The sequence below is a fragment of the Halomonas sp. LES1 genome, from assembly GCF_031846005.1.
Classification (GTDB): domain Bacteria; phylum Pseudomonadota; class Gammaproteobacteria; order Pseudomonadales; family Halomonadaceae; genus Halomonas.
This window is the reverse complement of record NZ_JAVRGC010000003.1, coordinates 66262-83547: the sequence shown is the minus strand read 5'-3', so window position 1 is coordinate 83547 and position 17286 is coordinate 66262. Positions and strand designations below refer to the sequence as shown.

Sequence of the window (17286 nt, the reverse complement as noted above, 5' to 3'; positions counted from 1 at the left end):
TCTATCCTGACCCCTCACAAGCCGTTTATCCTGAACCGCTCACAACCCCGACATGAGGCGCGCCATGAGCTTCCAGCATCTCGATACCCCCACTCTCAAGGCCTGGCTCGATGAGGGCCGGGAGACGGCGCTGGTGGATATCCGCGACGCCCTGAGCTTCGCCCAGGGCCATATTCCCGGCAGTCGCCGGCTCGACAACGAGTCGGTGGGCGAGTTCGTCGAGGCGACGCCCACGGAGCGGCCGGTGGTGGTGGTCTGTTACCACGGCCACTCCAGCCAGCAGGCGGCGGCCTGGCTGGCCGGCCAGGGCTTTGCCGAGGTCTACAGTCTCGATGGCGGCTTTACCGACTGGCAGCTGCGCCATCCCGATCGAGTGGAGGCCTGAGCGTGGCGCGCTCGTGTGATCCGGCCGTGGCAGGGCTAAGGGTCTATCGGGTGGGGGGGGCGGTGCGCGATGCCCGCCTCGGCTGGCCGGTCACCGATACCGACTGGGTGGTGGTCGGGGCCACCCCGGAGGCCCTGCGTCGGCGCGGTTTCAGGCCCGTGGGACGTGACTTTCCGGTCTTTCTCCATCCCCGAACCCACGAGGAGTACGCCCTGGCGCGCACCGAGCGCAAGGCCGGCCATGGCTATACCGGCTTCGAGGTGCACGCCAGCCCCGAGGTGACCCTGGAGGAGGACCTGGCGCGCCGCGACCTGACCATCAACGCCATGGCCGAGACCCTGGAGGGGGAGCTGGTGGACCCCTATGCCGGCCTCGCCGACCTGGAGGCGCGGGTGTTGCGCCATGTCTCGCCGGCCTTCGTGGAGGATCCGCTGCGGGTGTTGCGTACCGCACGTTTCCTGGCCCGCTATGCGGGCCTCGGCTTCACCATCGCCGAGGAGACTCGGGAGCTGATGTGCCAGCTGGCGCAGAGCGGAGAGCTTGCCCATCTGGTGGCCGAGCGGGTGTGGGTCGAGACCGAGAAGGCGCTGGCCGAGCCCTGGCCCGAGGTCTACTTCCAGGCACTCGATGAGTGCGGCGCCCTGGCGGAGCTGATGCCGGCGCTGGTGGCCGACCGCGAAGCGCTGGACGCGGCACTGGGCCGACTGCATCGCCTACCCGAGGAGGGGGAGGGCGAGGCGCTGGCCCGTTGGCGCTGGGCGCGCCTGGTGGAGCATCTGGGCGAGGCGGAGCGAGCCGAGTTGGCCGAACGCCTGCGACAGCCCAGGGCCTTTGCCGACCTGGCTCGCCAGGTGGCGCAGACTCGGGCGCTGGTCGCGGCGTCGCGTCAGGAGCCTGCGACGGGTGACGAGATCCTCGCCTGGCTGGATCGCATCGATGCCTGGCGACGTGGCGAACGGGTGATGCCGTTGATCAGCCTGGTAAGCCTGGAGGCGCCGGTGCTGGCCGAGGAGCTGGCCCTGGGCTGGCGGCTGGCCGCCCAGGTGCTGCCGAAGGCGCTGGTGGAGGAGGGCTTCAAGGGCCGCGAGCTGGGCCTGGAGCTAGCCCGTCGACGCCGTGAGGTGATCGATGCCGCCCTGGGCAGTGAATAAGCTCGCCGCCGGCCGGCGGCCGGCGGGCTAGACTCTGTCCGAAAACTGGCTGCGCTCGGCTATACAGCGTTAAAAATCGACTCAAAGTACTCATTTACACTCCGTAAACTCCGTCTTTTCGCCGATTTTTGCCTTGTCTAACCTTCGCTCGCCGACTTTTCAGACAAAGCCTAGTCGGTCGCCCGGTCCGGACTCGATATCCTGCGCCCGGCCCAGGTGAAGGATACCGGCCAGAGCCGCTGGTCACCCGCGTCGAAGCGGTGCCAGAGGGAGGCGTAGGTCTCTTGGCTCACGGGATGTCGCGCCTCGGGCAGCAGCTCGGCGAGGGGCTGCAGGACGAAGGCGTGGTGGGTGATCTCGCCGCGTGGCAGGCTGACCCCGCCGTGTTCGCCGCTTAGCTCGCCCACGGTGAGCAGGTCCACATCCAGGGTGCGGGGGCTGAACTTGGGGCTCTCCTCGCGCCGGCCATTGGCGAACTCCAGGCGCTTGCACCAGGCCTGCAGCTCTGCAACCGAGGCGTCGCTTTCGAAGGCCGCCACCAGGTTGTAGAAGTTTCGCCCATCCTCGAAGCCTACCGGTTCACTCTCGAACACGCGCGAGACACGGAGGTTCTCGAAGGAGGCCGCTAGGGCGTCCAGGCAGACGCGCACATGGTGGTCGCGCTCGATATTGCTGCCGATGCTGACCGTGACCAGTGCCATCACGACACTCCCGGGCGCACGCCGCGCTCGATGCTGACGCCCACCGCGGCGGCGGCCGCCACGGCGCCGGGCTTGCGCACGACCAGGCGCAGCCAGGCGATGCCGAACTCCTCGCGCAGGGTCGCTGCCAGCCGCTCGGCGAAGGTCTCCACCAGGGCGAAGTCGTGGCCGGCAGCGAAGGCCTGGATGCGCTCGCTGATGGCGGCGTAGTCGAGGGTCTGGGCGATATCGTCGTCCGCCGCGGCGGGACGAATATCGGTGGCCAGCTCGAGGTCGAGTACCAGGCGCTGGGTGATGTTGCGTTCCCAGTCGTAGACGCCGATCACGGTGTCGACGGCGAGGGACTCTATCAGCACTAGATCCATGGTGGCTTCCGGGCGGGTGCAGGGGGATGGGGCGAGATTGTACGCGAGCCGCGCCGTGTGGAATACCTCGGTCGCTGGGCAGTCCGGGGCGGGACTGTCAGAATGGCCGAGTTCCCGTTGCAGGAGGGGCGGCCGTGGAGGCGCCACTGATCTCGCTATTGCCGCTGGTGGTGCTGGGCTACCTCAGCGGCAGCTGGCTCGGCGCGCTTACCGTCTGCCGGCTGGCGCGCGTGGGCGACCCGCGCCTGGCGGGCTCCTTCAACCCGGGCTTCTCCAATGTGCTGCGCCTGCATGGGCGCTGGCTGGCACTGGCGACCCTGCTGGTGGATGCCGTCAAGGGCATGCCGGTACTGGTGGGGGCGATCCTGCTGGGGTTGCCGCCCTGGGCCCAGGGGGTGGTGGGCCTCGCCGTGCTGCTGGGCCATAGCTACCCGGCCTGGCATCGCCTGCGCGGCGGCAAGGCGGTGGCCAGCGCCTTTGGTGTGATGCTGGTGCTGACCCCGGGAGTGGCGCTGGTGTGTGCCACGCTATGGGGGCTGCTCGCCTGGCGGGTGCGTACCGCCGCGGTAGCGTCGCTGGCCAGTGCCGCCGCCGCCCCTCTGGCCAGCCTGTGGCTGGCGCCGGACTATGTGGGCGTGGTGATCGCCTTTACCCTGCTGGTGCTGGGCCGCCATATTCTCAATATCCAGCGCCTCGGCCGCGGCGATGAGCCGCCTCTCTAATCGGCTTACGGTTTGTTCAGGGAGTCCATCGGCCAGCGCGGCACGGCCTGCATCGCGCCAGGTTCGTCGTGTTCGCCCGCCAGCAGGCGTTGTGCGCTGTGACATAAAGAGCGCGATCATGGCGGCGTTCAGCCACCGGCAGGAGGTTCCAGGGTATCCATCGGCCAGCGCGGCACGGCCTGCATCGCGCCAGGCTCGTCGTGTTCGCCCGCCAGCAGGCGTTGTGCGCTGTGACATAAAGAGCGCGATCATGGGGGCGTTCAGCCACCGGCAGGAGGTTCCAGGGTATCCATCGGCCAGCGCGGCACGGCCTGCATCGCGCCAGGCTCGTCGTGTTCGCCCGCCAGCAGGCGCTGTGCGCCCACATACGCGATCATCGCCCCGTTGTCGGTGCAGAAGCGTCCGCGGGGATAGAAGGCGCGAGCGTCGCGTTTTTCACACTCGCGCTCCAGGCGTTCACGCAGCCGCGTATTGGCGCTGACGCCGCCGGCCACCACCAGCCGCTTGAGGCCGGTCTGGTCCAGGGCGCGGCGACACTTGATGACCAGGGTGTCGACCACCGCCTCTTCGAAGGCGCGCGCCACATCGGCGCGGGCCTGGTCGTCGAGCTCGCCGGCCGCCTCGAGCCTGCGAATGGCGGTGAGCGTATGGGTCTTGAGGCCCGAGAAGCTGAAGTCGAGTCCCGGACGGTCGGTCATCGGCCGCGGGAAGCGCAGGCGGCCGGGGTCGCCCCGCTCGGCCAGGCGTGCCACCTGAGGGCCACCGGGGTAGGCCAGACCCAGCATCTTGGCGGCCTTGTCGAAGGCTTCGCCGGCGGCGTCGTCCACGGACTCGCCGAGCAGGCTGTAGTCACCCAGCCCGCGCACCTCGACCAGCTGGGTATGGCCGCCGGAGACCAGCAGGGCCGCGAAGGGGAACGCGGGGCGGTCCTCCTCCAGCATGGGGGCCAGTAGGTGCCCCTCCATATGGTGGACGCCGAGCACCGGAATGTTCAGCGCCCTGGCCATGCCGTGGGCGGTGGCGGCCCCCACCATCAGCGCCCCCACCAGGCCGGGGCCCGCGGTATAGGCGATGGCGTCGAGCTCCTGACGGGCCAGGCCCGCCTCGTCGAGCACCTGCTGGATCAGCGGCAGCAGGCGGCGCGTGTGGTCTCGAGAGGCGAGCTCGGGTACCACGCCGCCATATTCGGCGTGCATGGCGATCTGGCTGTAGAGGGCGTCGGCCAGCAGGCCGCGCTCGGTGTCGAAGAGGGCGACGCCGGTTTCGTCGCAGGAGGTCTCGATGCCCAGTACGCGCATGGTGTCGGCTCGTTTACTCGGAAAAGGCCGCCATTCTACGCGTTATAGGCACGGAAAGCATTTGCAAGAACCCGGTGTGGGGTCTAGAATGTCGTGCGCTGCAAGACTGGGTCGTGCACCCAGGTGGCGAAAACCGCGATCGATACCCTCGTTTTCCGGCGCGCTCAGGCGTTCCGGGCGTTTGTTCTTCGCGAAACGTGCCACCCACAGGGGTGTGCGTACTAACCGAACTCTAGTTACCTAAGGTAGGTGAGTGCTTAATGCCTTCTGTTAAAGTACGTGATAACGAGCCGTTTGACGTCGCGCTGCGTCGCTTCAAGCGTTCCTGCGAAAAAGCCGGTGTTCTCTCCGAGGTGCGCCGTCGCGAGCACTACGAGAAGCCGACCGCGGAGCGCAAGCGCAAGGCGGCAGCTGCCGTCAAGCGTCACGCCAAGAAGCTCCAGCGTGAGCGCAAGCGCTTCGAACGGCTCTATTGATCCGTACTGGAGACGTCGGGCCCTAGGGTCGGGCGGTCTCAGGAGGACGCCAAGCGGCCGCCATCCGGTGGCCGCTTGTTTTTTCCGGGTCGATGGTGACTGCCGTCGACCCAGGGTGATCACACCGCAGTCGTCGAGGTGATTCGACTTCATGGCCGGACAGATTCCCCAGCGCTTCATCGATGACCTGCTGGCTCGCGTCGACGTGGTCGAGGTGGTGGGCGAGCGGGTCAAGCTCAAGAAGGCCGGACGCAACTACTCGGGCCTGTGCCCCTTTCATCAGGAAAAGTCGCCGTCATTCACCGTGAGTGCCGACAAGCAGTTCTATCACTGCTTCGGCTGTGGCGTCCACGGCAATGCCCTGCGCTTCCTGATGGAGTACGACAAGCTGCGCTTCCCCGAGGCGGTGGAGCAGCTGGCGGGGCGGCTGGGCATAGACGTGCCCCGCGAGGGCGCCGATGACCCCCGTGCCCAGGCGCGAGAGCGCAAGCGCAAGGAGGGGGTCAACCTGCTGGAGCTCTCGGCCGCCTATTTTCGCGAGCGCCTGAAGATGCCCGAGGGGCAGGGCGCCCGGGACTACCTGGAGCGTCGCGGCCTGGCGCCGGAGGTGCTCGAGACCTTCGGTGTCGGCTATGCGCCGGATGGCTGGGAAGGCCTCAAGCGGCACCTGGGTGAGCGCGGCATCGGCGAGCCGGTGCAGGTGGAGTATGGCCTGCTGGTGCATCGCGAGGAGAGTGGTCGCACCTACGATCGTTTCCGCGACCGGGTCATGTTCCCGATTCGGGATATCAAGGGGCGCACCATCGGCTTCGGAGGCCGGGTGCTGGGCGATGCCAAGCCCAAGTACCTCAACTCGCCGGAGACTCCGGTGTTCCACAAGGGGCGCGAGCTGTATGGCCTCTACGAGGCGCGCCAGGCCGATCATCGCCTGGAGCGGGTGGTGATCGTCGAGGGCTACATGGACGTGGTGGCCCTGGCGCAGTTCGGCATCCGCAATGCGGTCGCCACCCTGGGCACCTCCACCAGCGAGGAGCATCTCGGCCGCCTGTTCCGGATGGTCAACGAGGTGGTGTTCTGCTTCGATGGCGACCGAGCCGGGCGCCAGGCGGCGACGCGTGCGCTGGAGACGGCGCTGCCGCTGATGATCGACGGGCGCCAGGCGCGCTTTCTGTTCCTGCCCGAGGGGGAGGACCCGGACACCCTGGTGCGCCGGGAGGGCACCGAGGCCTTCCAGGACCGCATCACCTGCGCCAGCCCCTTGTCGGAGTTCCTCTTCGATCAGGCGGCGGCGGGGCGGGATCTGGCCCATATCGAGGAGCGCGAGCGTTACGCCAGCCAGGTGCTGAAGGCGATCGGACGGCTGCCGGAGGGCGTGCTCAAGTCGCTGATGCTGACCGAGCTGTCGCGTCGCACCGGGGTCGAGGCGGCGAACTTCTCGGCCTTGCTGGCAAGGGATGAGGCCATCGTGGGCCGGGAGGCGCGTGGCGGTGAGTCGCCGCCGGCCATGGAGGCAGGTGGCACCCCGGCGCCACCGCCTCCTCGGGAGCAGGGAGGGGGCCCCTTCCCGCAGCGCTCCGGCGGCGCCTTGAGCCTTGTCGCGCGGGCCCTGCAGCTGCTGCTGCACGAGCCGGAGCTGGTCGCGCAGCTGCCCGCCGAGGATGACTGGTGCCCCGATGAGGAGCCGGACGGCCTGCTGTGCCGCGAGGTGATTCGCCTGCTGAGGGCGGGTGGCTACCGCAGTCCCCAGGTGCTGCTGGCGCACTTTCATGGCAGTCCCGAGGGGGAGCGTCTGGCGGCGCTGGCGCGGCGCGAGCTGCTGATTCCGAAGGCGGCGCGAGGTGCCGAGCTGGAGGGCCTGGTGGGGCACTTTCGAAGGCATCGGCGCAGGCGTTCGCCTCAGGAGGAGTTCGACGCACTGCTGGCCAGGGAGAAGGTGGGGGAGCGGCTGTCACGGGAGGAGAGGCAGCGCCTGATGGCGTTGATCACCGAACTGCACCGCTGACCGGAAGGTCAAAAAGACATTCTGTAGACACTCCGGACTGGCCGTACGGTTGATTTCTCTCCTAACATCCCCACATAGGAGAGAGCGCTCGGCACCGGCGTAACCTGACAACCTAACACACCTGAGTAACCGCGCAAATAGATTGAACTGGCAGAAAGGTGCTTTCTGCCGCTATACTGTTCGGCTTTGTGAGTTTTCTCCACCCAGCGCTTCAGGTGTTTCATTCTTCTTCGTCGAGATAGGGTTTCTATGGCTGGAAATGCGCAGCAACAGTCGCGTCTGAAGGAGTTGATCGCGCGCGGCAAGGAACAGGGCTACCTGACCTATGCCGAGGTCAACGACCACCTTCCCGAGGATATCGCCGACCCGGATCAGGTGGAAGATATCATCGGCATGATCAACGACATGGGCATCAGCGTCGTCGAGGTAGCCCCCGATGAAGATACCCTGATGATGTCGGACCACTCCACCGACGAGTCGGCGGCCGAAGAAGCCGTGGCGGCCCTGGCGGCGGTGGAGAGCGACGTGGGTCGCACCACCGATCCCGTGCGCATGTACATGCGCGAGATGGGGACGGTGGAGCTGCTGACCCGCGAGGGTGAGATCGAGATCGCCAAGCGCATCGAGGAGGGCACCCGCGAGGTCATGTCGGCGCTGGCCTACCTGCCTGGCGCGGTGGACTCCATTCTCGATGCCTACGACGCCACCCAGGACGAGGAAGCGCCGGGTCGCCTCTCCGACCTCTTTTCCGGCTTCATCGATCCCGACGAGGGCATCCCCGGGGTAGCCGAGGCGGAGGTGCCCGAAGAGGAGCCTCGTGTCGGCGGCGAAGATGACGAGGACGAGGAGGCCGAGGAGGAGAGTGTCGGCGGCCCCGATCCCGAAGAGTCACGCGCCCGCTTCGAGCAGATCCGCGAGAAGAACGCCGCCGCCAAGGCCGCCATCGAGGCCGAGGGGCGCAACTCCAAGGCGGCCCAGGATGCCCTGGCGCGTCTGGCCGAGCTGTTCTCGCCGATAAAGCTGGTGCCCAAGCATTTCGAGCGTCTGGTCAACCAGGTGCGGATCAGTGTCGAGCAGGTGCGCGCCCAGGAAAAGGCGATCATGCAGCTGTGTGTCAAGAAGGCACGCATTCCGCGCAAGACCTTTATCAAGGCCTTTCCGGGCAACGAGTCCGACCCCGAGTGGCTGGAGGCCTTCTCCGCCGAGCACCCCAAGTATGCCGAGCGCCTGAAGCCGCTGAGCGGGGATATTCAGCGCGCCCAGCGCAAGATCGCCTTCGAGGAGGCGATGGTCTGCCTGCAGGTACAGGAGATCAAGGAGGTCAACCGTCGTCTCTCCATCGGTGAGGCCAAGGCGCGCCGCGCCAAGAAGGAGATGGTCGAGGCCAACCTGCGCCTGGTGATCTCCATCGCCAAGAAGTACACCAATCGCGGCCTGCAGTTCCTGGACCTGATCCAGGAGGGCAATATCGGCCTGATGAAGGCGGTGGACAAGTTCGAGTATCGTCGCGGCTACAAGTTCTCCACCTACGCCACCTGGTGGATCCGCCAGGCGATCACCCGCTCCATCGCCGACCAGGCACGCACCATCCGTATCCCGGTGCATATGATCGAGACCATCAACAAGCTCAACCGGGTCTCCCGGCAGATGCTTCAGGAGATGGGGCGTGAGCCGACTCCCGAGGAGCTGGGCGAGCGTCTCGAGATGCCCGAGGACAAGGTGCGCAAGGTGCTCAAGATCGCCAAGGAGCCGATCTCCATGGAGACGCCGATCGGTGACGATGACGACTCGCACCTGGGCGACTTCATCGAGGACAGCTCCATGGTGCTGCCCATCGACTCCGCCACCGGTGAGGGGCTGATCGAGGCGACACGCAACGTGCTCGGCGGGCTTACCGCGCGCGAAGCCAAGGTGCTGCGCATGCGTTTCGGCATTGACATGAACACCGACCATACCCTCGAGGAGGTCGGCAAGCAGTTCGATGTCACCCGCGAGCGGATTCGCCAGATCGAGGCCAAGGCGCTGCGCAAGCTGCGTCACCCCAGCCGCTCGGAGCCGCTGCGCTCCTTCCTGGACGAGTAACGCCGGGCGCCGAGTGCGCCGACCATGAAGAAGGCCCCACCGCTCAACGAGCGGTGGGGCCTTCTTGTTGGCGGCTTTCTCGTTGGGGCCTTCTTGTTGGGGCTTGCTTGCCCCTGCCTGGCTGTCAGAGTCCTCTTGTGGGCGTGCGCGGCGAGCCGAGCTCAGCCGTGCTGTCGTGCCAGGGCCCAGCGACGGGCGAGCAGGACCAGCTCGATGACCGCGATCAGCAGCACGGCATAGCCAAACAGCTCCACGACCTCCTCGGCGGCGCTCTTGAAGTCGCGAACATAGCTCTCCTGCAGGATCGCCTGCCAGAAGTCACCACGTCCGTAGAGCCGCGAGAAGACATAGGTGGTCAGGAAGCCCGCCGCGAAGAGTCCGAAGGAGAAGCTGTTGGCATAGGCGGCGAACTCGGCCAGGAAGCGCTGCCGCTTGCGGATGACTACGAACAGGATCGGCAGCACGGTGAGGCCGACCAGCAGCTGCCAGGCACCATCGAAGAGGTAGGTGTCGAGCAGGGCGTCCTGCTCGCGGATCAGCGAGGCAAACAGAAACCCGAACATCAGCAGGCTGATGTAGGGCAGGGTGCGGATCACCAGGTGGCTATAGAGCAGCAGGCCGGCAGCGGCGGCCAGCAGGGCGGACTGGGCCAGCTCGGTGAAGCCACGTTCGGAGAAGCGTGCATCGGGAAGATAGAGGGACTCATAGAAGACCCCCTGGGCGATACCCGCCACCAGCAGGATATAGAGTGTCGCGCGCAGGCAGGTGGCGCGGAAGCTGATGGGCCAGGAGGGGGGAGGCAGAGACTTATGTGGCATGGCGGAATTCGTGTCTGAGGGTAACGTTGAAGGACATCTTACCCGGTCCGCCGAGGGGGAGCTAACTTCGCCGGCGACTTGTTTGCAAACTATTGAATTTCAGGGGCCTACACCATTAGTCGCGTTTTTATGCCGAGCCTATTGCCGAGCGGTAACACATCCTCTAGCTTACGTTAACGTAAAGCCTGGCAACAACGATAACAGTACCACGGCGGGTCGCGTCGCGACCCCAAGAGGAAGGCACATGACCCAGGAGTTCATACTGGAAACTCGCGGGTTGACCAAGGAGTTTCGCGGCTTCACCGCCGTGGACGACGTCAACCTCAAGGTCCAGGAAGGGCACATCCACGCCCTGATCGGCCCCAACGGGGCCGGCAAGACCACCGTCTTCAATCTGCTCACCAAGTTTCTGCCGCCGACCCGCGGCGAGATTCTCTATCGCGGCAAGCCCATCACGCGGATGAAGGCCAACGAGATCGCCCGTCTCGGGCTGGTGCGCTCCTTCCAGATCTCCGCGGTGTTCGGCCATATGACCGCCCTGGAGAACGTGCGGGTGGCCCTTCAGCGCAAGCTGGGCACCTCCTTTCACTTCTGGAAATCCGAGCGCAGCCTCGATCATCTCAACGACCGTGCCATGGAGCTGCTCGATGAGGTCGGCCTGGCCGAGTATGCCGATGTGCTGACCGTGGAGATGCCCTATGGCCGCAAGCGCGCCCTGGAGGTCGCCACCACCCTGGCCCTCGAGCCGACGATGATGCTGCTCGACGAGCCGACCCAGGGCATGGGGGCCGAGGACGTCGACCGCATCGTCGAGCTGATTCGGCGGGTCTCGGCGGGGCGCACCGTGCTGATGGTGGAGCATAACCTCAGCGTGGTCAGCCGCCTGTGCGACCGCATCACCGTGCTGGCCCGTGGCGCCGTGCTGGCCGAGGGCGACTATCAGGAGGTGTCGCGCAATCCCCAGGTGCGCGAGGCCTACATGGGCAGCGAGGCGGCGGCAGAGGAGGCCAGCGCATGAGCCAGTCAGCCGAAGCGGTACAGGACCCGGTGCACCAGTACCAGGACCAGGAGGGCGCCGAGATGCTGCGGGTCAGTGACCTGCACGCCTTCTACGGCGAGTCGCACATTCTCCACGGCGTCGACTTCGATGTGAAGCGCGGTGAGCTGGTGACCCTGCTGGGGCGCAATGGCGCCGGTCGCAGCACCACTCTCAAGGCGATCATGAACATGGTGGGTCGACGCACCGGCTCGATCATGATCAATGGCAACGAGGCGATGGGCATGAAGTCCCATCATATCCCGCGGCTGGGGATCGGTTACTGCCCCGAGGAGCGCGGGATCTTCTCAAGCCTCGACGTCGAGGAGAACCTGCTGCTGCCACCGACGGTGCGCTCGGGAGGCATGTCCATCGACGAGATCTACACGATGTTCCCCAACCTCTATGAGCGTCGGCGTAGCCAGGGCACCCGGCTCTCCGGGGGCGAGCAGCAGATGCTGGCCATGGCGCGAATCCTGCGCACCGGGGCGCGACTGCTGCTGCTCGACGAGATCACCGAGGGGCTGGCACCGGTCATCGTCCAGGCGCTCGGCGAGGTGCTGATCAAGCTCAAGGAGCGCGGCATGACCATCGTGCTGGTGGAGCAGAACTTCCGCTTCGCCGCGCCCCTGGCCGACCGTCACTTCGTGATGGAGCACGGCCGTATCATCGAGGAGATCACCGCCGCCGAGCTGCCCTCGCGTCGCGATCACCTCAACAGCCTGCTGGGCGTGTGACGGCGCGTTGGCCGTCCGGCAGTTTTCCTAGCGTCAACCGTATCGACAACAACAAACCGCCCCGCGTGGGCCACGGAGTCAACCATGACCTTCAATCGCAAGATTCTCGCCTCCAGCGTAGCCCTAGCCGCCGCGACCCTGATGGCGACCGGTGCCCAGGCCAGCATGAGCGACGATGCCGTGCGCATCGGCTATCTCGCCGACATGTCCGGCACCTATCGTGATCTCGCCGGCCCGGGTGGCCTCGAGGCCCTGAAGATGGCCGTCGAGGACTTCGGCGGCGAGGTCAACGGCGTGCCCATCGAGGTGTTCAGTGCCGACGACCGCAACAGCGCCGACGTGGGCGCCAACACGGTGCGCGAGTGGTTCGACACGAAGAATGTCGACCTGGTGGCGGGGCTGGTGGCCTCCTCGGTTTCCATTGCCGCCACCAAGGTGATCGAGGAGAACGACGGCCTGGGTATCGTCTCCGGTTCCGCCGCGTCCAGCATTACCAACGAGCACTGCACCCCCAACCATATTCACTGGGTCTATGACACCTACCCGCTCGCCAACGGGACCGCCAAGGCGGTGGTGGAGCAGGGTGGCGACAGCTGGTTCATGCTCACCGCCGACTACGCCTTCGGTCATGCCCTGGAGGGCGACGTGACCAGGGTGGTGGAGGAGAATGGCGGTGAGATCGTCGGCGGGGTGCGCCATCCCTTCCCCACCAGCGACTTCTCCTCCTATATCCTCCAGGCCCAGGGCTCCGGTGCCAAGATCGTCGGTCTGGCCAATGCCGGCGCCGACACCGTCAATGCCATCACCACCGCCAGCCAGTTCGGCCTGACCCAGTCCGGCCAGCAGCTCGCCGGTCTGCTGATCTTCCTCAACGACGTCCACTCCATGGGCCTCGAGGCGATCCAGAACCTGCTGCTCACCACCGGCTGGTACTGGGACATGGATGAACAGGCGCGCGAGTGGGCCGATCGCTACTTCGAGCGGACCGGCAAGCGCCCGACCATGGTCCAGGCCGGCATCTACTCCAGCACCGCGCACTACCTGGAGACCGTGGCCGAGGCGGGTACCGACAATCCCGAGCAGATCCGGGCGGCCATGGCCGAGCGCCCCGTGGAGGACTTCTTCTCTCGCAACGGTTACATCCGTGAGGATGGGCGCATGGTCCACGACATGTACCTGGCGCAGGTGAAGACCCCCGCGGAGTCCGAGAACGAGTGGGATGTCTACGAGGTCCTCTCCACGATTCCCGCCGAAGAGGCCTTCCGTCCGCTTTCCGAAAGCCAGTGTGATCTGGTCAACAACTGAGCGGATGCAGAACCGGCGGCGGCGTCTGCCGCCGCCATCTGAGGGGAGGTTCATCGCATGACAATGATTTTCGGTGTGCCGTTGATGGTATTCATGGGCCAGCTGATGCTGGGCCTGATCAACGGCGCCTTCTATGCCCTGCTCAGCCTCGGGCTGGCGGTGATCTTCGGCCTGCTGAAGATCGTCAACTTCGCCCACGGTGCCATGTACATGCTCGGCGCCTTCACGGCGCTGCTGGGGCTGCAGTATCTGGGGCTCAACTACTGGGCGGCCCTGCTGGTGGTGCCACTGGTGGTGGGCGGACTGGGCATGTTGATCGAGCGCTTCATCCTGCGCCGCATCGCTCACCTCGACCACCTCTACGGACTGCTGCTGACCTTCGGCCTGGCGCTGATCTTCGAGGGGTCACTGATCAACTTCTTCGGGGTCTCGGGGTCCAGCTATCCCACCCCCGCCGCCCTGCAGGGCGGTGTCAATCTGGGCTTCATGTTCCTGCCCATCTATCGTGGCTGGGTGCTGGTTGCCGCTCTTGCGGTCTGCCTGGCGACCTGGTTCATCATCGAGCGGACTCGCCTGGGGGCCTATCTGCGCGCCGGTACCGAGAATCCGGCCCTGATGCAGGCCTTCGGCGTCAACGTCCCCCAGCTGATCACCCTGACCTACGGCTTCGGCGTGGCACTCGCCGCCTTTGCCGGGGTGCTGGCCGCACCGCTCTATCCGGTCTCGCCCACCATGGGCTCGAGCCTGCTGATCGTGGTGTTTGCCGTGGTGGTGATCGGTGGCATGGGCTCGATCATCGGTGCCGTCATCACCGGCCTGGCCATGGGGCTGATCGAGGGCCTGACCAAGGTCTACTATCCCGAGGCCGCCAACACCGTGATCTTCGTGGTGATGGTGGTGGTCCTTATGCTGCGTCCCGCGGGACTCTTCGGCAAGGAGGCTTGACACCATGTCGGCAACCCAGACCCTGACGCCTGCCATGAAACTTCGCCGCAAGGCCAAGGTGCGTCGCAACTTCCTGTACCTGGCGCTGGTCGCCATCGCCCTGGTGGCCCCCTTCGTGGCCTACCCGGTCTTCCTGATGAAGGTGCTCTGTTTCGCGCTGTTCGCCTGCGCCTTCAACCTGCTGCTCGGCTATGCCGGCCTGCTCTCCTTCGGACACGCCGCCTTCCTGGCCACCGGTGGCTACTTTACCGGCATCATGCTGGCCAGCTATCCAGGGCTGACGCCGGAGCTTGGCATCGTGATCGGTACCTTCGCCGCCGTGGTGCTGGGCACGCTGTTCGGCGCCCTGGCGATCCGCCGGCAGGGCATCTACTTCGCCATGGTGACGCTGGCGCTGGCGCAGATGATGTTCTTCTTCTTCGTCCAGGCGCCCTTCACCGGCGGCGAGGATGGCCTGCACGGAGTGCCGCGTGGCGAGTTGTTCGGGGTGATCAGCCTCGAGAGCAACCTCAACATGTACTACTTCGTGCTGGCGGTGTTCCTGATCGGCTTCGCGATCATCCAGCGTGCCGTGCACTCGCCTTATGGTCAGGTGCTTCGGGCGATCCGCGAGAACGAGCCCCGTGCCGTGTCACTCGGTTACAACGTCGATGCCTACAAGCTGGTGGCCTTCGTGCTCTCCGCCGGTCTGGCGGGCCTGGCGGGATCGACCAAGACCGTGGTCTTCCAGCTCGCCTCGCTGACCGATGCCCACTGGCACATGTCCGGCGAGGTGATCCTGATGACCCTGCTGGGCGGTGTGGGCACGCTGTTTGGCCCCCTGGTGGGTGCCGGCGTGGTGGTCAGCCTGCAGACCCAGCTGGCGCAGTCGCCGCTCGGCAACTGGGTCAGCGTGATCCTCGGCGCCATCTTCGTGATCTGTGTGCTGAGCTTCCGCAGCGGCATCGTCGGCGAGATCCAGAAGATGGTGCGCAAGAACTTCAAGTGAACCCCGGTTCCTGCGATGAGCTTATACGATGACTTACGGCGCCTCGCGGGGCGCCTTTTCAATGCGCGCTGGACAGGCGTTGCGGCAGGTAGGCCACCAGGTGGTCGAGAAAGCGCTGCAGCTTGGGCGAGCGCTGGCGGTGGCGGGGGAAGACCGCCCAGACCGCCGTGTCGTCGTGGCGATAGGCGTCGAGCACCGAGATCAGGGCGCCGCTCGCCAGATGCTCCTCCACGTAGTAGTCGGGCAGCTGGGCCAGCCCCAGTCCCTTAAGGGCGGCATCGAGCAGCGCAGGCCCCGAGTTGGCTCGCCACGAGCCACTGACGCGCACCTCGCGACGCACGCCATCCACCGCGAAGCGCCAATGGTCACGACTGCCGACCAGGCAGCGGTGGCGGGAAAGCTCGGCCAGGGCATGGGGCTGGGAGATATGCTCGAAGTAGGTCGGGGCGCCGACCACATACTCGCGGCGCTCGCACAGTCGCCTGGCCACCAGGCTCGAGTCCTCCAGGCGGCCCATGCGGATCGCCACATCGAACCCCTCGTCGATGATATCCACCTGGCGGTTGGTGAAGTGCATGCGCACCTCCAGCTGAGGGTGTTCGAGCAGGAAGTCGTTGACCAGCGGGGCGAGAAAGCGCTCGCCGAAGGTGGTGGCGGAGGTCAGGGAGAGTCGCCCCTGGGGGCGGTCCTGGAGGTCATCGATCGCCGCTTCGGCCTCGCGGAAGCCGTCGAACAGATGGCGACAGTGGCGATAGTAGAGCGCCCCGGCGTCGGTCAGGTTGATCTGGCGCGTGGTGCGATAGAGCAGGGCGGTGCCCAGTTGTTGCTCGAGCTGGCTGACCAGCCGACTGACGTGGGAGTTGGAGACCGACAGCTCCCGCGCGGCCGCCGCAAAGGTGCCCAGCCGCACCACCTCGACGAAGGCTTCGATACGATCCCAGCGCTGCATGGACTCTCCTGAAGAATGCAAGATTGTTGCTGTGTGGCAATAATGTAATGCCTTTGGTGCGGTTTATACCGGTTCGGTTTATAGCCTAGACTGTATCTGAACTTTCCCAAGCGAGGAGAACGAATATGAAATCACGCGCCGCCGTTGCCCTGGAAGTGGGCAAGCCCCTGGAGCTGGTCGAGATCGATGTCGAGGGCCCCAAGGCCGGTGAGGTGCTGGTGCGCATGGCCGCCACCAGCGTCTGTCACACCGATGCCTTTACCCTCTCGGGTGCCGACCCCGAGGGTCTGTTCCCCTCGGTGCTGGGCCATGAGGGCGCCGGCATCGTCGAGGAGGTGGGCGAGGGCGTCACCAGCGTGCGCCCCGGGGACCATGTCATCCCGCTGTATACCGCCGAGTGCGGCAAGTGCAAGTTCTGTCTCTCCGGCAAGACCAACCTGTGCAGCTCGGTACGCGCCACCCAAGGCCAGGGCCTGATGCCCGATGGCACGTCACGCTTCTCGCTGGACGGCAAGTCGCTGCACCATTATATGGGCTGCTCCACCTTCAGTGAGTATACCGTGGTTCCCGAGGTGTCCCTGGCGGTGGTCTCCAAGGAGGCGCCGCTGGACAAGATCTGCCTGCTGGGCTGTGGCGTGACCACAGGTATCGGCGCGGTGATGAATACCGCCAAGGTCGAGCCGGGCTCCACCGTTGCCGTATTCGGCATGGGCGCCATCGGCCTGGCGGTGATCCAGGGCGCAGTAATGGCCAAGGCCAGCCGCATCATCGCCATCGACGTCAACCCCGAGAAGTTCAAGCTAGCCGAGCAGTTCGGCGCCACGGACTTCGTCAATCCCAAGGATCACTCTTCCAGTATTCAGGAGGTGATCGTCGACATGACCGATGGCGGCGTCGACTACTCCTTCGAGTGCATCGGCAACGTGAACGTTATGCGCTCGGCGCTGGAGTGCTGTCACAAGGGCTGGGGCGAGTCGGTGATCATCGGCGTGGCCGGTGCCGGCGAGGAGATCAGCACCCGTCCGTTCCAGCTGGTGACCGGCCGGGTCTGGAAGGGCTCCGCCTTCGGCGGCGTGAAGGGCCGCTCGGAGCTGCCGGGCTACGTGGAGCAGTACATGAACGGCGAGATCAATATCGACGACTTCATCACCCACGACATGCCGTTCGAAAAGATCAACGAGGCCTTCGATCTGCTGCACAAGGGCGAGAGCATTCGCACCGTGCTGCACTATTGATTGGTACGCGCCCGTAGCCCGCGTGTAGCTGATTGATACGCGCCCGTAGCCCGCGCGTAGTTGATTGATACGCGCTCGTTGCCGCGCGTGG

Annotated in this window: 17 protein-coding genes; 12 read left to right on the top strand and 5 right to left on the bottom strand. The window is 65.9% G+C overall.

Features of this window, described 5'->3' with window-relative positions:
* Positions 1-64 precede the first annotated feature (64 nt).
* Both glpE and RM463_RS07660 read left to right on the top strand, forming a co-directional pair.
* Positions 65-385 (top strand): thiosulfate sulfurtransferase GlpE, encoded by a 321-nt coding sequence (gene glpE, locus RM463_RS07665; RefSeq protein ID WP_195689035.1) that lies wholly within the window; start codon positions 65-67, stop codon positions 383-385.
* Positions 386-387: 2 nt separating this feature from the next.
* The gene (locus RM463_RS07660) at positions 388-1536 is read left to right on the top strand and encodes a polynucleotide adenylyltransferase (RefSeq protein WP_409228996.1); all 1149 of its coding nucleotides are present in this window, start codon (positions 388-390) and stop codon (positions 1534-1536) included.
* A 170-nt stretch (positions 1537-1706) separates the two neighbouring features.
* On the opposite strand, the gene folK is transcribed toward RM463_RS07660, so the two are convergent.
* Both folK and folB read right to left on the bottom strand, forming a co-directional pair.
* The gene (gene folK / locus RM463_RS07655; protein ID WP_311429661.1) at positions 1707-2237 is read right to left on the bottom strand and encodes a 2-amino-4-hydroxy-6-hydroxymethyldihydropteridine diphosphokinase; all 531 of its coding nucleotides are present in this window, start codon (positions 2235-2237) and stop codon (positions 1707-1709) included.
* Positions 2237-2602: a dihydroneopterin aldolase gene (folB, locus tag RM463_RS07650; protein ID WP_311429660.1), complete on the bottom strand. Its 366-nt coding sequence runs from the start codon at positions 2600-2602 to the stop codon at positions 2237-2239. Before folB ends, folK begins: the two co-directional genes overlap by 1 nt.
* Positions 2603-2736: 134 nt before the next feature.
* On the opposite strand from folB, the gene RM463_RS07645 reads away from it, so the two are divergent.
* Complete coding sequence (locus tag RM463_RS07645; RefSeq protein ID WP_409228994.1) at positions 2737-3324, top strand: glycerol-3-phosphate acyltransferase; 588 nt, start codon at positions 2737-2739, stop codon at positions 3322-3324.
* A 260-nt stretch (positions 3325-3584) separates the two neighbouring features.
* On the opposite strand, the gene tsaD is transcribed toward RM463_RS07645, so the two are convergent.
* Positions 3585-4622, bottom strand: a complete 1038-nt coding sequence (tsaD, locus tag RM463_RS07640; protein WP_311429659.1) for a tRNA (adenosine(37)-N6)-threonylcarbamoyltransferase complex transferase subunit TsaD — start codon at positions 4620-4622, stop codon at positions 3585-3587.
* A 260-nt stretch (positions 4623-4882) separates the two neighbouring features.
* On the opposite strand from tsaD, the gene rpsU reads away from it, so the two are divergent.
* The 3 genes from rpsU (at position 4883) to rpoD (ending at position 9182) form a co-directional block, all read left to right on the top strand.
* Positions 4883-5098, top strand: coding sequence for a 30S ribosomal protein S21 (rpsU, locus tag RM463_RS07635; protein WP_016416934.1), 216 nt, complete (start codon positions 4883-4885; stop codon positions 5096-5098).
* Between the two features lie 151 nt (positions 5099-5249).
* On the top strand, positions 5250-7100 hold the full coding sequence (gene dnaG / locus RM463_RS07630) for a DNA primase (RefSeq protein ID WP_311429658.1): 1851 nt from the start codon (positions 5250-5252) through the stop codon (positions 7098-7100).
* Between the two features lie 249 nt (positions 7101-7349).
* The gene (gene rpoD / locus RM463_RS07625) at positions 7350-9182 is read left to right on the top strand and encodes an RNA polymerase sigma factor RpoD (RefSeq protein WP_311429657.1); all 1833 of its coding nucleotides are present in this window, start codon (positions 7350-7352) and stop codon (positions 9180-9182) included.
* A 161-nt stretch (positions 9183-9343) separates the two neighbouring features.
* Here rpoD and RM463_RS07620 read toward each other — a convergent pair whose 3' ends face one another.
* Positions 9344-10000: a hypothetical protein gene (locus RM463_RS07620; RefSeq protein WP_195689041.1), complete on the bottom strand. Its 657-nt coding sequence runs from the start codon at positions 9998-10000 to the stop codon at positions 9344-9346.
* A gap of 244 nt (positions 10001-10244) precedes the next feature.
* Between RM463_RS07620 and RM463_RS07615 the strand changes: the two genes are divergently transcribed.
* The 5 genes from RM463_RS07615 (at position 10245) to RM463_RS07595 (ending at position 15011) form a co-directional block, all read left to right on the top strand.
* Positions 10245-11018, top strand: a complete 774-nt coding sequence (locus tag RM463_RS07615) for an ABC transporter ATP-binding protein (RefSeq protein ID WP_195689042.1) — start codon at positions 10245-10247, stop codon at positions 11016-11018.
* Positions 11015-11773 carry an ABC transporter ATP-binding protein gene (locus tag RM463_RS07610; protein ID WP_409228990.1) on the top strand — a complete coding sequence of 253 codons (759 nt, stop codon included), beginning with the start codon at positions 11015-11017 and terminating at the stop codon, positions 11771-11773. Before RM463_RS07615 ends, RM463_RS07610 begins: the two co-directional genes overlap by 4 nt.
* Before the next feature lie 84 nt (positions 11774-11857).
* Positions 11858-13078, top strand: a complete 1221-nt coding sequence (locus tag RM463_RS07605; protein WP_311429656.1) for an ABC transporter substrate-binding protein — start codon at positions 11858-11860, stop codon at positions 13076-13078.
* A gap of 57 nt (positions 13079-13135) precedes the next feature.
* Positions 13136-14023, top strand: a complete 888-nt coding sequence (locus tag RM463_RS07600; protein ID WP_311429655.1) for a branched-chain amino acid ABC transporter permease — start codon at positions 13136-13138, stop codon at positions 14021-14023.
* A 4-nt stretch (positions 14024-14027) separates the two neighbouring features.
* On the top strand, positions 14028-15011 hold the full coding sequence (locus RM463_RS07595) for a branched-chain amino acid ABC transporter permease (protein ID WP_311429654.1): 984 nt from the start codon (positions 14028-14030) through the stop codon (positions 15009-15011).
* Positions 15012-15069: 58 nt separating this feature from the next.
* Here RM463_RS07595 and RM463_RS07590 read toward each other — a convergent pair whose 3' ends face one another.
* Positions 15070-15960 carry a LysR family transcriptional regulator gene (locus tag RM463_RS07590; protein WP_311429653.1) on the bottom strand — a complete coding sequence of 297 codons (891 nt, stop codon included), beginning with the start codon at positions 15958-15960 and terminating at the stop codon, positions 15070-15072.
* A gap of 125 nt (positions 15961-16085) precedes the next feature.
* Here RM463_RS07590 and RM463_RS07585 point away from each other — a divergent pair, with 125 nt between their 5' ends.
* Positions 16086-17195: an S-(hydroxymethyl)glutathione dehydrogenase/class III alcohol dehydrogenase gene (locus tag RM463_RS07585; RefSeq protein WP_195689047.1), complete on the top strand. Its 1110-nt coding sequence runs from the start codon at positions 16086-16088 to the stop codon at positions 17193-17195.
* Positions 17196-17286 lie beyond the last annotated feature (91 nt).